11 protein-coding genes and 1 pseudogene are annotated in these 14,293 nt (G+C 61.5%); 8 read left to right on the top strand and 4 right to left on the bottom strand.

Annotated elements, in window-relative coordinates:
* Positions 1-44 precede the first annotated feature (44 nt).
* Positions 45-1,235: an MFS transporter gene (locus X771_RS141925; protein ID WP_031203009.1), complete on the bottom strand. Its 1,191-nt coding sequence runs from the start codon at positions 1,233-1,235 to the stop codon at positions 45-47.
* 147 nt (positions 1,236-1,382) lie between these two features.
* On the opposite strand from X771_RS141925, the gene X771_RS141920 reads away from it, so the two are divergent.
* The 3 genes and pseudogenes from X771_RS141920 to X771_RS1000000168320 all read left to right on the top strand — a co-directional run.
* Positions 1,383-2,276: a LysR family transcriptional regulator gene (locus tag X771_RS141920; RefSeq protein WP_023689579.1), complete on the top strand. Its 894-nt coding sequence runs from the start codon at positions 1,383-1,385 to the stop codon at positions 2,274-2,276.
* Between the two features lie 662 nt (positions 2,277-2,938).
* Positions 2,939-4,300: a hypothetical protein gene (locus tag X771_RS141915; protein ID WP_023689580.1), complete on the top strand. Its 1,362-nt coding sequence runs from the start codon at positions 2,939-2,941 to the stop codon at positions 4,298-4,300.
* Positions 4,293-4,465, top strand: a pseudogene (locus X771_RS1000000168320) (patatin-like phospholipase family protein); the annotation flags it as partial. The gene X771_RS141915 and the pseudogene X771_RS1000000168320, both read left to right, overlap by 8 nt.
* A gap of 47 nt (positions 4,466-4,512) precedes the next feature.
* Here the strand turns inward: X771_RS1000000168320 and X771_RS0134735 are convergent.
* The gene (locus tag X771_RS0134735; RefSeq protein WP_031203010.1) at positions 4,513-5,655 is read right to left on the bottom strand and encodes a beta family protein; all 1,143 of its coding nucleotides are present in this window, start codon (positions 5,653-5,655) and stop codon (positions 4,513-4,515) included.
* A 9-nt stretch (positions 5,656-5,664) separates the two neighbouring features.
* On the bottom strand, positions 5,665-6,951 hold the full coding sequence (locus tag X771_RS141910) for an XRE family transcriptional regulator (protein ID WP_023689583.1): 1,287 nt from the start codon (positions 6,949-6,951) through the stop codon (positions 5,665-5,667).
* Between the two features lie 261 nt (positions 6,952-7,212).
* Here X771_RS141910 and X771_RS141905 point away from each other — a divergent pair, with 261 nt between their 5' ends.
* The 5 genes from X771_RS141905 to X771_RS141885 all read left to right on the top strand — a co-directional run bounded on the left by X771_RS141905 (position 7,213) and on the right by X771_RS141885 (position 13,486).
* The gene (locus X771_RS141905; protein ID WP_023689584.1) at positions 7,213-8,271 is read left to right on the top strand and encodes a LacI family DNA-binding transcriptional regulator; all 1,059 of its coding nucleotides are present in this window, start codon (positions 7,213-7,215) and stop codon (positions 8,269-8,271) included.
* A gap of 69 nt (positions 8,272-8,340) precedes the next feature.
* Positions 8,341-9,579, top strand: a complete 1,239-nt coding sequence (locus tag X771_RS141900) for a sugar ABC transporter substrate-binding protein (RefSeq protein ID WP_023689585.1) — start codon at positions 8,341-8,343, stop codon at positions 9,577-9,579.
* A 123-nt stretch (positions 9,580-9,702) separates the two neighbouring features.
* A complete protein-coding gene (locus X771_RS141895; RefSeq protein ID WP_023689586.1) occupies positions 9,703-10,623 on the top strand; it encodes a sugar ABC transporter permease in 921 nt (306 codons plus the stop codon).
* Positions 10,623-11,480 (top strand): carbohydrate ABC transporter permease, encoded by an 858-nt coding sequence (locus X771_RS141890; RefSeq protein WP_023689587.1) that lies wholly within the window; start codon positions 10,623-10,625, stop codon positions 11,478-11,480. The genes X771_RS141895 and X771_RS141890 overlap by 1 nt, the downstream gene beginning before the upstream one ends.
* 38 nt (positions 11,481-11,518) lie before the next feature.
* Positions 11,519-13,486 carry a glycoside hydrolase family 127 protein gene (locus X771_RS141885; RefSeq protein WP_023689588.1) on the top strand — a complete coding sequence of 656 codons (1,968 nt, stop codon included), beginning with the start codon at positions 11,519-11,521 and terminating at the stop codon, positions 13,484-13,486.
* A 1-nt stretch (position 13,487) separates the two neighbouring features.
* On the opposite strand, the gene X771_RS141880 is transcribed toward X771_RS141885, so the two are convergent.
* Positions 13,488-14,288 (bottom strand): endonuclease/exonuclease/phosphatase family protein, encoded by an 801-nt coding sequence (locus X771_RS141880; RefSeq protein ID WP_023671569.1) that lies wholly within the window; start codon positions 14,286-14,288, stop codon positions 13,488-13,490.
* Positions 14,289-14,293: the final 5 nt, after the last annotated feature.

Here is a 14,293-nt window from a genome sequence, read left to right on the forward strand (position 1 = left end):
GGCGCCGAGCAATGTCCGGCGGCTGAGCGGCGCATGTTCGTTCGTCACGGCAAAGACCTCCGGGCCTTATGCGCTGCGGCAAGGGCGGCGAGCGCCGATCCGCAGAGCAGCACCGCGCCCAGAGTGAACGGTCCCCACCAGCCGACCGTATCGAAGAGCGTGCCGCCGATCGCGGCGCCGCCGGTGATGGCGAGCTGGATGACGGCAACCTGCAACCCGCCGCCGGCCTCCGCGTCGTTCGGCAACGTTCGGCTGAGCCACGTGCCCCAACCAACCGGCGCGGCCATGCCGAAGAAGCCCCAGGCAACGAGCAGCAGCGCTGTGGGACCCGGGAGTGCACCGAGGGCGATGAGCGCGGCGGCCAGCGCAGCCATGACCAGCGGGATGACGGTGAGGATGCTGAACAGACGCGTGCGCAAAAGCCGGCCGACGCACCATGTGCCGAGCACCCCGGCCAGCCCCATCGCCAGCAGGACCGCCGAGAGGGCGGCGATGTCGAGCCGCGTGACGTTCTCGAGGAAGGGTCGCAGATAGGTGAAGAGCGCGAACTGGCCCATGAACAGCATCATGATCGACGCCATGCCGGTGGCGACGGGAAGACGGCCGAGCAGCGCCAGCGGATTGCCGGCACGCTTCCTGCGGCGCGGCGGCAGCGCCGGCAGGCTTGTCCACTGCCAGGCCAGCGCCAGGAGGCCAAACGGCACGACGAGGAAGAAAGCGCCGCGCCAGCCGACATAGGCGCCGAGAAAACTGCCCAGCGGCGCGGCGATGGTGGCCGCAATGGCATTTCCGGCGTTCAGCATGGCGAGACCCTTCGGAACCATGTCTTGCGGCACGAGGCGCATGACGATCGCGGTCGACATCGACCAGAACCCGCCGATCGCGATACCGAGCAGCGCCCGGCCGGCCATGAGCAACGCGTAGTTCGGCGCGAAGGTGACAGCCAGACCGGACACGATGAGGAGGAGGGTGAAGCCGGTCACGACCAGTCGGCGGTCGATGTGGCGCGTGAGGCCGGCGACCAGCAGGCTGGTCACGACGGCGAAAGCGCCCGAAATCGAGATCGCCTGTCCCGCCCGGCCCTCGGTGATGCCGAGATCGGCCGCTAGCGGCGACAGCAGGCTGACCGGCATGAATTCCGATGCGATGAGCACGAAAACACATAGCGCCATCGACAACACCGCGCCCCATGCGGCGCGGTTTTCAACAAGCCTTGTGTCGTATGTGGTTTCCATGATTGGCATCCTGGCAAAGCGCCGGACGGATCAGCCGCAAATTCCCGTCGCTGCCACAAGATATTGCAGGGGAACCCATTTAAGTAGACTAAGCAATCCGCATGGACTTATCTGCTCATGATATGAATGTCCGATGGGAGGTGCCCTATGCAGCGCGATGGCATGAAGGATCTGCTCTGGTTCGTGGCGGTCGCCCGGGAGCGCAGTTTCACAAGGGCGGCGGCCAAGCTCGGAACCTCGCAGTCGACACTGAGTTCGACAATCAAGGAGCTTGAAGCTCGCCTTGGCGTCCGCCTGCTGACGCGTACCACGCGGAGCGTCTCTCCGACCGAGGCGGGCGAGCGACTTTTCCAATCTCTCGTTCCTCGCTTCGAGGAAATCGAAACCGACCTCGCAAGCCTGGTGGCGTTTCGCGACAAGCCCTCCGGAACGGTCCGCATCACCCTGTCCGACCATGCGCTCCAGACGACCGTCTGGCCGAAGCTCCAGCCCTTGCTCAACGACAATCCTGACGTGCGCGTCGAGCTCTACAGCGACAACGGCATGAAGAACATTGTGGAGGAGCGCTTCGACGCAGGCGTGCGGCTTGGCGAGAGCATCGACCGGGATATGATCGCAGTGCGCATCGGGCCGGATTGGAGGCTCGTGGCCGTGGCTTCGCCGGACTACTTTTCCCGCCATCCGGTCCCGACCGCGCCCCAGGACCTGGTCGACCATGACTGCATCAACATGCGGCAGGCGACGTTCGGCGGATTGTATGCCTGGGAATTCGCCAGGGATGGCCGCGACCTTCGTGTGCGGGTGGAAGGCCAACTCACCTTCAATTCGTCCATTCCCATGATCGAGGCTGCGACAAGCGGTTTCGGGATCGCCTATGTCCCGGAAAACCTCGTCAGCCACCACATCGCCGAGGGACGCCTCAGGCTCGTGCTTGACGACTGGAGCCCGCCTTTTGCCGGCTATCACCTCTACTATCCGAGCAGGCGACAGCTTTCGCCTGCAATGGCGGTGATCATTGAGGCGCTCCGTCATCGCATCTGACCCCTGTTTGGATCATGAAGGTGAGCTTGGTAGATGGCAGGTTCTGCCCGGCGATATCGTAGTCCATGTCCATACTCTCTCGCCCTCGCCCGGCATCGCCCGGCTGTTCATGCCGCCGCTGGAGCAGGCTTGTGCCGCCGCTGCGATTTAACCGTTGTTTGTGGAGGACCGACGCTGCCAAAAAGGAAGAACCCGGAATCCCGACCGGGAAGCTTATGCCACCCAATCTTTTCGCCGGTTTTTCCGAACTGTTGAATTTTGTTTCTGGAGTGTGTCTGGGTGGGGCGGGGATTTGCCCGGCCCGCCTTGGCTCTTGCGGGGGGCTTCAGCCTCCGTGGTATCAAGGGAGAGAGAGCGCCGCCCTTGGCGTTCCAGATTTTCAATCGCTGGCGCGAAGGTCGGCGCTGCCACTGATGACCTGTGTTTTGAGGGGAGGTGCGGCGTTTCGGTGTCGAACAAGGCTTGCTCGATTTCATCAAGATAGGTGCCTTGATGAGCAACCGGTCAGCAGCGCTCTAAAGCGAAGGCGAGCGATTGGTGATGTCGGCATAGACCCTCGCTCAATAGCGACAAATCCGCCAGATGGCCAATCTTCATACGTTGAGATAGATATTGGCAGCCAACGTCTCGCATACTGCTTGACTGAAACGAATTGTGCTTGAATGCAGACGATCGATCCAGATTGGACCGCGCCCCCCACCGGTCAGGACTGGCGCGACGATGAATTGATGCTTGCTGTTACCTGGCTCAAGTCATTCGTGCCACGCAGTGACATGGAGCGTCGGATCGACGCTGTGAAGGCCTATCTCGCATCGTCGCGAGAGCGCATGCGTGAAGGGGTGCAGGCACCCCTCTACCATCCGGCAGATACGGTGGCATGGTATATCCTTCAGGCGGAAACCTATGCTACCGACCGCGCCTATTGGAGCCCGGAGGGCGTGATGCGGGTGGTGCCTTTTCTCACCCGGATAGGTAAGGAGCTCCCGCTTTTACTCACCGTGAAAGGTGTTGAGGAACGGGCGGATCGCACAATGTTGGCAGAACGACGCCAGCCTGATGGCAGCATATTCGAGTTGCTAGTCGCGCTCGCGTACCGTCGCGGCGGATGGGAACGAGTCGAGTTCGTACAGGAAACTCCGGGGCGTGGACGAACTCCGGACCTGCATGTCTTCCGGCCAAGGAGTCGATGGGCAGTGGAGTGTAAGCGGCTCGCACCGTCGCCGTACGCGGCGCGGGAAAAGCTGCGTGGGATGAAGTTGGCCGATCCAGTCCATGCCCTCTCATTAGAGATGGGTATATCTGTCGTGGTTGAAGTGATGTACAAGATCGAACTTGCTGACGTACCTGAAGATTATCTTGTTGTGCTCGTACAAGGCGCGATTAAGAAGATATCTGCGAGCAATTGGGACGATGAAATTTCCAAAGGTCGCGTCAAACCCGTTAACTGGCCATTGGCGCGAAAGGTGCTGGCCAAGGACGATGTATACTTTGGCGCTAGTCGCATGATCGAACTTTTGGTTGGCTACTATGTCCACGAGGCAGATCACAGTATGGCTGCCAAATGGCGACCAGCTCCGTCTAGACCGTCGTATGCACAAGCTGTCTACCAAGCGAGCGTTGTCAGTTGGCGAAGCCAGTCAAGGGCGGCTGTTCGTCAAAAGGCGCGGCACTTCCGCAGTACTCTCGCAAATGCTGAGGGCCAGTTACCACCCGATCGGCCGGGCGTGATCCATATTGGTGTCGAAACCTACGCCGGCGCAAATGTTGATCTCGCACGGCACATTTTCAATACTTTTGAAGCGCGCTCTTTCGCCCCAAGTAAGTCCCGTCTGCGATGGGTTTATGGGAACTATTTCGTACCTGAGGCGACAACTCGGAAGGACGAAAGTTGGGCTATTACTGAGACGATGGTGCCGTATAGGATCGGCTCTCATCGCACGCGCTGGCCACTGCCTGGACATATGCTTGTTTCACCCGAAGGCGAAGGGCGGCAAGGTGTGCACTGGAGTGAGGAATCTGATTGACGGCGGCATCGATGACCCGATGCCTTTCGACCTGATCGAGCACGACGCCGACGCCATTATCGTCATCGATGTGGTCGGCGCGCCGACCGAGGTCGAGTGTAACGAACCTCGGTCGACTTGATGTTCGCCACCCAGCTGATGATGCAGTCGATCATTGCCAACAAGCCAACAGTGCCCCGCCTTACTGCAAAGTCCCAGAACCGTGCCGCCTGCTATACAAATAGCAGCATTTGGTCGCCGAGAGGCTCGACGACCGATCGCTTGAACTGAACGCCGCGTATGGTTCCAATATCGGCCACCACGCGGGTGATGTGATGGGTGGTGTTGATAGCTCGCCATTCTTTTGCGCCGCCCGGTCCGCCTGCATTGTTAGCCGTTCGAAAGATGTATTCGTCGGCCGACGAGAATGTGCGCCCCGCGAATTCTCCACTTGCCAAAATCTCTTTGCAGACGGCTCTCATGATTGCTGTGTGAGTTCCATGATCTGTACCGCGTTGGACAAGCCACGCATCCGGCGTGGCATAGCGATAATGCCGAATGGCAGGTGCGCCACCGCCGGTCGTGAAGACCATCTTGGCGCAGTCAGCAGCGTAGTCGCCGAAGATCATATAGTCGGCGGTCTGCGGATCGAAGCGGATGGCTCGTTTCCAAGCGATCCATTCATTGCGTGGCACGATCGCGCGTGATCCAGGAGCTGCGGGATTTTTCTCGGGGAAGTTTGTGCCTTGAAAAACGATCTGCTGCCAAAGTGCCGACGATTGGAGGGTGTCAAGGACACCGGTGATAACGGGCGCCACGTATTCGGCGTTTGAGAAATCGGAGTCGCTGAAATCCGCGATGACCAGGCAATCTTTCGGATCAAGCCCCAGCTTGTCGATGGCGCCCAACACCTGCTTGAGAAGTTCGTTGTCGGCTAGATCCCCGGACGAGAAGACGATGCCAAACTTCAACGTGGCGAGTGTGTCGATGGCTGCCTTGTAGGCTGTTAGATCATCTTTCAAGAGGTCATTGATTTTAACCAGCGGAATGGGGCGCGCATTTGCCTTGCGGGCATCCTCGAACATCTTCGGGAGCCAAAGGCCCATACGATTCCGGCCGAATTCATCAAGCAGATGCGTCGCTTCCACCAATACGTCGCGACGCCAATGTGCAGCCAAAGCATTGCTGATGTCAGGGAACGTAGCGTCAGTGAATAGCCTAGCCTGGAGTTCATTGTCGCGCTCGCTCCGAGGCGGCACGATCATCCTTGGCGTGATGCAGTCGGCCACGTCCGCCGCAAGATCCCGAACGCCCATGAGCTCTCCGGATTTCATGCGTAGGGCAGGGACATAGAGAGGTTTGCTGATTGCAGCCATTCTTGGCTCCTAACTCTGATTCAGAAGCTGCTTGCGCACCGTGCCTCTGCCAATCTTGTTTGAGAAAATGCTGTAGTCGTTGCGCTCCATACGAATCCTGCCGAACACGATTGCAGGATTGATCTTGAGCTGATTCGCAAGCTTTTCAATCGGCTCGGCTGTCTTCGAGATTCTGGCAGGCGAGCGTACCCAGATTTCTTCGGGGATTAGAAGATTCTCGGCAAATCGGTTTGCCTCTTTCTCAAACTCATCAGCCTCTGGCGATGTAACGTCGTCAAAGAAGCCGGCGGAGAGTCCGGTCCGATAGTGGAGAATGATGTGTGCGATCTCGTGAAGAAGCGTGAACCAGAAATTATCGACAGTATCACGCAGTAACGTCAAGCCGATGACCGGAACGTCGTCTGCAAGAAATGCAGCGCCGTCCACGGACATTCCGGGAATCTGAGGCTCCGCGACCAACACAATCCCGTTTTCCAACAGGAGGTCTCTAACGCGCTTCGGACCATCTTCAAACTGACTGAGCCGGGCTACATCAACAAGCCACGAGACGTTGATCGGCCGGTATCTAGGTTTGGCGTGGATGATAACTACCTCAGCGCGACGGGTGACTTGGGCTTTCCACGAAAGAAGGGACCAGTCCTGAGAATGATCGACTGCATTCAGTCCAGTTCTCAGAAGCGAAGGAGTCCCATAGCGATTGACGTGATCACCTACATATCGAACGAGGGTTGCGATGGCGTTTTCATCTGAGGTGTCAGCAGCATCCAGCCAGCCCTTATCTCGGGCATGCCGAAGGACTTTGCTCAGATCGTCCCGTGTTACGTCATAGAGAGGCGACCATTGGCTATCGTTGGGGACAATATCGCTCATCTGCCAACGCACGCCGAGTGTCTGTGCCACTTTTTGATAATTCGACAGGCTAATCGAGCGGTACTTTTCAGCCTCCCAGCGTTGAATGGCCTGTTCACGCAGACCAAGCTTTCGGGCAAGATCCTTTTGGGACAGCTTCCTAATTATCCGCGCCACGATAAGGAACGTGCCAGGGTCGTTTCCTGCCTGCTCCCTTAGGATCGAAAAATCCCCAGCACGTGCCTTCTGATAAGCTAGTAGGAGGTGAGCGCGCTCGCGACGGTCGGTTGCCAAAGAGCGGCGAACACCGTTGATGACCTCCTGAGGGAGTCCTTCTACTATCGACTTCAGGACATGCTCTGACGATAACGCACGATCCAATTCTGCGATCGCGTCTTCTGCGTCCCGTGCTTGGCGTTCTGTTGATATGAATGTCCCAGCAATCATTGCTCCATGGCATGACACAACAAATTTGTTGTGTCAATCGCAACCGCTTTGGGCCCCTGTAATATCAAGTGGAAAGATTTCGTAGAAACCCTGCCGGTCACCTGATCTTCCAACCCAACCCCTTGCCATCCCCAAATTCTCATCCTAGTCTCCCGCAGAGAAAACCTTTTCCCAACTCCCGCAGCATCCGCCACCCACCTATATCGACACAGGGGCCAGTAAGAGAAAACCTTTTCCCAACCGAGGATCGACACCCGAACAATGGCCTCCGAAACCTCGCCACCACCCACCAAACAACCCGTCACCCTGCGTGAAGTGGCGGCGATGGCTGGCGTCAGCGTGGCCACGGCCTCCAAGGCGCTGAACGGGCAGGGGCGGATGACTGCCGAGACGCGCCAGCGCATTCGCGAGACGGCGCAGCGGCTCGGCTTTCGCCCCAACAGCCTGGCGCAGAGCCTGCTGCGGCGTCGCTCCTTTACCGTCGGGCTGTTGACCAACGACACCTATGGCCGCTTTTCGCTGCCGGTCATGTCGGGCATTTCGGACGCGCTGGTCGATGCCGGCGTGTCGGTGTTCATGTGCAATGTCGAGGACGATCCGCGGCTGGCGCAGCTGCATGTCGAGGCGATGCTGGACAAGCGCATCGACGGCATAATCGCCAGCGGCAAGCGCATCGACCGCCATTTGCCGGTCGACCTCGCCAATCTCGGCGTGCCCGTCATCTACGCCTTCAGCCAGCCCGATCCCGATGCCATCGCCTTCGTCTCCGACGATGCCGGCGGCGCGCGGCTGGCGGTCGAGCATTTTTGCCGCCTCGGGCGGCGGCGCATCGCCCATGTCAGCGGTCCCGAAAGTTTTGCCGTGGTGAATGAGCGGGCACAGGCTTTTCGCGATGTGCTGGCCGCGCACGGCCTGCCGGTCACCGAGCCCTTGCTCGGCTCGTGGTCGGAAGCCTGGGGGCATGAAGCCGTCGGAAAGCTGTTCGACGGCCCAACGCTCTTCAACAAGAAGGGAGCGAGACCCGACGCCGTGTTCTGCGGCAACGACCAGATCGCGCGCGGCGTCATCGATGCGCTGCGCGAGCGCGGCTTGGGCGTGCCTGGCGATGTCGGCGTCATCGGCTTCGACAATTGGGAGATCGTGGCCGAGGCAACCCGCCCGCCGCTGACCTCGGTCGACATGAACCTGGCAGCGCTCGGCCGCGAGGCCGGCCTCACACTGCTTTCGCTCGTCGGCGGCCAACCCGCCGCGCCGGGCATTCGAAAACTGCCGTGCCGGCTGGTGGTGCGTCAGTCATGCGGCCGTCCATTGGGCGGCTAGGAGAACGTGCGGCGCCATCTAAGGGAGCGCCGCAACAGGGAGGAGAACAGAACCATGAGGAGGAAAACCATGAAGACCGTGATTACCGGGTTCGCGCTCGCCGCGAGCATCATTGCCTTGCCTGCAATGGCCGCCGACACCGCCAACATCTGGGTTCGCGCCGACGGCTCGAACTTCATGCCGCGCATCGTCGATGCCTTCAACAAGGGCCATGAGAACCAGGTCAAGCTGGACATCATTCCCAATGCCGAGATCATCCCGAAATATGGCGCCGCCGCCGCCGGCGGCACGGCGCCCGACGCGCTGTCGCTCGACCTGATCTACACGCCGTCCTTTGCCGCCGCCGGCCAGCTTGAGGACATCACCGACTGGGCGAAATCGCTGCCCTATTTCGCCAGCCTGTCGCCGGCGCATGTCAAGACCGGCACCTACAAGGACCACATTTATGGGCTGCCGTTCTCGGCCGACGCCTCGGTGCTGATCTGGAACAAGAAGCTGTTCAAGCAGGCGGGGCTCGATCCCGACAAGGGGCCGGCCAACTGGGCCGAGATCGAGGCCGATGCCGAAAAGGTCAATGCGCTTGGCGGCGACATCAAGGGCTTCTACTTCTCCGGCAATTGCGGCGGCTGCAACATCTTTACCTTCACGCCGCTGATCTGGGCCTCGGGCGGCGACATCCTCTCCGAGGACGGCTCGAAGGCGACGCTGGACAGCCCGCAACTGCGTGGCGCCATCGACCTCTACCGCTCTATGGTCAAGAAGGATCTGGTGCCGGCCGGCGCGCAGACCGACACCGGCGCCAACTTCTTTGCCGCCTTCGCCACCGGCAATATCGGCATTTCGCCGTCCGGCGCCTTCGCCATCGGCGCACTCAACACGCAGTATCCGGATATCGACTATGGCGTCACCTTCCTGCCGGGCAAGGACAGCGGCTGGTCTTCGTTTGCCGGCGGCGACAATTTCGTCGTCACCAAGGGCACCAAGAAGCTCGCTGTGGTGAAGGAGTTTCTCGACTTCGCCTATTCGCTCGAAGGCCAGACCATCCTGGCCAAATACGGCAGCCTGCCGGTGCGCGGCGACATCGCCAAGGAGGCGCTGAAGGATCTCGATCCGCGCTACCAGATCGCCGCCGAAGCCATGGCCAAGGGCCGCACGCCCTATTCCGTGGTGTTCAACGACCTGATCAACTCGGCCAACGGTCCGTGGACGCAGATGATCAACGAGGTCGTCTTCGGCGACGACGTCGATGGCGCCATCGCCAATGCACAAGAGACCATGCAGTCGATCATCGACCAGGCGCAGAAATAAGGACTGGCCGGCGGCGAGGGCGGTGCAACGCCCCTGCCGTCGCGGGTCCTGATCCGGCCGCCCGGTCCGTCTCCCTGGACGGGCGGCCGGCGCTCCTTACCCTCCCACTTGTGGGGAGGGTAAATGACCGCCATCACCACCACCCCGCCACGCGCCAGAAAACTGGTCGGTGCCGGCCGCCGGCAGTGGATCGGCCTGCTCTATGTCGCGCCGGCGGTGGCGCTGGTCGTCGTATTCTTCATCATCCCGCTCGGCATGACGGCGTGGATGTCGCTGCACAACTGGCCGCTGATGGGCGAGCATTTTTACATCGGCTTCGACAATTACCGGGCGATCCTGCGCGACAATCGCTTCTGGAACGCGCTGAGCTTCACCGCCTACTACACCGTGATCGTCACCATCGTGATCTTCGCCGTCGCCTTTCCGCTGGCGCTGTTCATCGAAAAGCCCAGGCAGCTGACCGGCTTTTACCGGACGTCCTTCTTCATGCCGGCGGTCGTCGGCTTCGCCTCGGCCAGCCTGCTGTGGTCGTGGCTGCTCAATGTCGATTCCGGCCTGTTCAGCCCGGCCGCCTACGACCTCGGCCTGACCGCGAAAAAGTTCAACCTGCTGGCGACGTTCCAGCCGGCCTTCTGGTCGATCATCGCCATGGTCGTCTGGAAGGTCGCGGGCTTCACCATGATCATCCTGATGACCGGCCTGCAGTCGATCCCGACCGATCTGCAGGAAGCGGCGATGATCGACGGGGCAGGGCCGTTCGCGCGCTTTCGCGCCATCACCCTGCCGCTGATGCGCCGCACGCTGGCGCTGGCGCTGATCCTGTCGATCGCCGGCTCGATCCTCGCCTTCGACCAGTTCTACATCATCCTGCGCGGCGGCCCGCGCAACCAGACGCTGACCGCCGTCTACTGGATCTTCAACCAGTCCTTCGTCTCGTTCAAGCTCGGCTATGGCGCCGCTTTGTCGATGATACTGCTCGCCATCCTGGTGGCGCTCAGCCTGGTTCAGCTGTGGCTGCTGCGCAAGCCGGAGGGCATCGACTGATGGCGCAGGCAAGAAGCCGCAGCAGCCGCCTCTGGCTCAGGATCGCCGAGCATTCGACCGGCATGATCGCCTCAGTGCTGTTCATCGCGCCGATCGTCTGGGCCGTGCTGTCGACCTTCAAGCCGGCGCAGGAGGCGCGCCAGCCGCCGCTGCCGCCGTGGCCGACGACCGGCTTCTCGGTCGAGAACTATCGCACGCTCGACACCTTTGGCGACGGCCTCTGGCTGCCGGCGCAAAACAGCCTCTATGTCGCCTCGATGACGGTGATCCTGTCGGTCGTCGTCAGCGTGCTGGCCGGCTATGGCTTTTCGCGCTTCCGCTTTCCCATGAAGGATGTGCTCTTCATCGTCATCCTGTCGACGATCATGATCCCGTTCCAGTCGATCCTGACGCCGATCTTCCTGGTGCTGACCAAGGTCGGCCTGCACAACACGCTGACCGGGCTGGTCCTGGTCTACACCACGCTGCAATTGCCGTTCTCGATCTTCATGATGCGCAACGCCTTCGACGCGGTGCCCCGCGATATCGAGGAGGCCGCGCGCATGGACGGCGCCAACAACGTCACCATGCTGCTCAAGGTGATGCTGCCGCTGGTCTGGCCGGGCATCGTCACCATCGCGCTGTTTGCCTTCCTCGGCGCCTGGAACGAATTCCTGGCCGCCCTGGTGCTGATGACCGACCAGTCCAAATTCACGCTGCCTATCATGATGACCGCACTTCAGTCGGGCCGCTTCGGCGCCATCGACTGGGGCGCCGTGCAGGCGGGCGTCACAGTGATGATGGTGCCGTGCCTGGTGCTCTTCCTGTTGCTGCAGCGCTTCTACATCCGCGGCCTGATGGCCGGCGCGGTGAAATGACCGCCCGTGAAATGACCAATATCCAACGGAGTGACACGATGACCGTTCAACCATCCGCCAAGCCCGGCAAACTCGCCTTCCGCCCGCTGCCGGTGCCGCAGGTCGATGTCCGCGGCTTCTGGGGCGACCGTGTCGATGCCGTGGCGTCGCGCACCGCCGACATCCTCTACGAGCGCTGCGTCGAGGCGCGCATGCTGGAGCAGATCGACCCGGACCGGCCCTCGCCGGGCGTCGTCATTCCGTTCCATTCGCCGTCGCCCGACGAGGCTGCCAGCCCCGGCTTCACCGGCTCGACGGTGACGACGCAGATGTTCTGGGACTCCGATTGGGGCAAGACCATCGAGACCGCGGCCTATTCGCTCTACCGGCGCAAGAACGCGGCGCTCGAGAAGAAGATCGATGCCGTCATCGACCTCTACGGCAGACTGCAGCAGGAAGACGGTTATCTCTCCAGCTGGTACCAGCGTATCCAGCCCGGCAAGCGCTGGACCAATCTGCGCGATTGCCACGAGCTCTATTGCGCCGGCCATCTGATCGAAGGCGCGGTCGCCTACTACCAGGCCACCGGCAAGCGCAAGCTGCTGGATATCATGTGCCGCTACGTCGACCATATCGCCGACACCTTCGGTCCGGAGCCGGGCAAGAAGAAGGGCTATTGCGGCCATGAGGAGATCGAGCTGGCGCTGGTCAAGCTGGCGCGGGCGACCGGCGAGCAGAAATATATGGACCTGGCCAGGTATTTCATCGACCAGCGCGGGCAGCAGCCGCATTATTTCGACGAGGAGGCGCGTGCGCGCGGCGCCGATCCGAAGGCCTATCATTTCAAGACTTATGAGTACAACCAGTCGCACAAGCCGGTGCGCGAGCAGGACAAGGTCGTCGGCCATGCGGTCAGGGCGATGTACCTCTATTCCGGCATGGCCGACATCGCCACCGAATATGGCGACGACACGCTCAGGGTAGCGCTCGACCGTCTGTGGAACGATCTCACCACCAAGAACCTCTATATCACCGGCGGCCTCGGGCCGTCGGCGCACAATGAGGGCTTTACCAGCGACTACGACCTGCCCAACGAAACCGCCTATGCCGAGACCTGTGCCTCGGTCGGCCTGGTGTTCTGGGCCAGCCGCATGCTCGGCATGGGTCCCAACGCCCGCTACGCCGACATGATGGAGCGGGCACTCTACAACGGCTCGATCTCCGGCCTGTCGCTCGACGGCTCGCTGTTCTTCTACGAGAACCCGTTGGAGAGCCGGGGCAGGCACAATCGCTGGAAATGGCATCGCTGCCCCTGTTGCCCGCCCAATATCGGCCGCATGGTCGCCTCCATCGGCAGCTATTTCTACTCCCTGTCGGACGACGCGCTGGCCGTTCATCTCTACGGCGACAGCACCGCGCGCTTCGACATATCGAACCGGGCGGTCAGTCTGATTCAGACCAGCAATTATCCTTGGGATGGCGCGGTCTCGATCCGGATCGAAGCCGACGCGCCGGTCGAGTTCACCTTGCACCTGCGCGTCCCCTCCTGGTGCGGCAAGGCGGCGCTCAAGGTCAACGGCGCCGCGGTCGGTCTGGACGGCATCACCAGCGACGGCTATGCCGCGATCCGGCGCGAGTGGCGCCAGGGCGACCGGGTCGAACTCGATCTCGAAATGTCGATCGCCCGTCTGTTCGCCAATCCGGAGGTGCGTCAGGACATCGGCCGCGTCGCACTTGCGCGCGGTCCGCTGATCTATTGCGTCGAGGAGACCGACAATGCCGGCCAGTTGCATCGGATCGCTCTGCCGCGAACGGCAACAATCGAGGCGCATGCCGAGCCGAACCTGCTCGGCGGCATCGTCACGCTTTCGGCACTTGCCAGCAAGGAAGCCCAGGAAAACTGGGAAACCGGGCTCTATCGCACCGATCCGCCGGCGGTGAGCGAAACGAAAATCACCGCCGTCCCGTACTTTGCCTGGGACAACCGTAAACCCGGCGAGATGCTGGTCTGGCTGCGGGACGGATGAGTTAGAGGCTGACGAACGCCGTCAGCGGCAAATGATCCGACGCAACCCGCGACAGCGGCGTGTCATGGGCTTCCACCGACGAGACCATGCCGTGCCGGTTGGCCATGATCCGGTCGAGCGCCAGCACCGGCAGGCCTGAGGGGAAAGTCGGCACCGCCGCCGGCGTGAAACCAAAGGTGGCGTGCAGCGTCTTGAGCGCCGAGCGGTTGCCCAGCCGCCATTCGTTGAGGTCGCCGAGCAGCAAGGTCGGCCTTTCATCCTGGTTGCTCATGATGTCGAGCACGACGCGGGCCTGCTCCGAACGCGAGCGGCGCAACAGGCCGAGATGCGCGGCGATGACGCGCAGAGTGCGCGTTTCGTCGAGGTCGATCTCGGCAACCAGCGCTCCGCGGGGCTCCAGTCCCGGAAGCTTGATCTGATGGACGTCGCGCACGGTGCCGCGCTTGAACAAAAGCACATTGCCGCGCCAGCCATGGCCCTTGCCGCTTCCGGAAACCGGCACCGGCACAAGCCCGGTTTCGTGTTCGATCCGGGCAAGATCGAGCAGCCCGGCGCGATCGCCGAAGCGGTTGTCGGCCTCCTGCAGCGCGATGACGTCGGGGCCGATCTCGCGGATGACGCGGGCGGTGCGTTCGGGGTCGAACCTGCGGTCGGTGCCGATGCATTTGTGGACGTTGTAGGAGGCGACCACCATCTGGGCGCCTTCAATGTGCTTGCGCGGCGTCGCGTTCGCCTTGCGCGCTTTCCTGCCGCGGATCGACAGGAGCACTGTTTCAGGAAGGCTGCGTCCGTTTATGTCCATAGGCC

Source organism: Mesorhizobium sp. LSJC269B00 (assembly GCF_000502815.1).
In the GTDB taxonomy this organism is placed as follows: Bacteria; Pseudomonadota; Alphaproteobacteria; order Rhizobiales; family Rhizobiaceae; genus Mesorhizobium.

What these genes read in the sequence shown, in the direction of transcription:
- X771_RS141925 (WP_031203009.1), bottom strand. Translation starts at nt 1,235, where the DNA reads ATGGAAACCACATACGACACAAGGCTTGTTGAAAACCGCGCCGCATGG.
- X771_RS141920 (WP_023689579.1), top strand. Translation starts at nt 1,383, where the DNA reads ATGCAGCGCGATGGCATGAAGGATCTGCTCTGGTTCGTGGCGGTCGCC.
- X771_RS141915 (WP_023689580.1), top strand. Translation starts at nt 2,939, where the DNA reads ATGCAGACGATCGATCCAGATTGGACCGCGCCCCCCACCGGTCAGGAC.
- X771_RS0134735 (WP_031203010.1), bottom strand. Translation starts at nt 5,655, where the DNA reads ATGGCTGCAATCAGCAAACCTCTCTATGTCCCTGCCCTACGCATGAAA.
- X771_RS141910 (WP_023689583.1), bottom strand. Translation starts at nt 6,951, where the DNA reads ATGATTGCTGGGACATTCATATCAACAGAACGCCAAGCACGGGACGCA.
- X771_RS141905 (WP_023689584.1), top strand. Translation starts at nt 7,213, where the DNA reads ATGGCCTCCGAAACCTCGCCACCACCCACCAAACAACCCGTCACCCTG.
- X771_RS141900 (WP_023689585.1), top strand. Translation starts at nt 8,341, where the DNA reads ATGAAGACCGTGATTACCGGGTTCGCGCTCGCCGCGAGCATCATTGCC.
- X771_RS141895 (WP_023689586.1), top strand. Translation starts at nt 9,703, where the DNA reads ATGACCGCCATCACCACCACCCCGCCACGCGCCAGAAAACTGGTCGGT.
- X771_RS141890 (WP_023689587.1), top strand. Translation starts at nt 10,623, where the DNA reads ATGGCGCAGGCAAGAAGCCGCAGCAGCCGCCTCTGGCTCAGGATCGCC.
- X771_RS141885 (WP_023689588.1), top strand. Translation starts at nt 11,519, where the DNA reads ATGACCGTTCAACCATCCGCCAAGCCCGGCAAACTCGCCTTCCGCCCG.
- X771_RS141880 (WP_023671569.1), bottom strand. Translation starts at nt 14,288, where the DNA reads ATGGACATAAACGGACGCAGCCTTCCTGAAACAGTGCTCCTGTCGATC.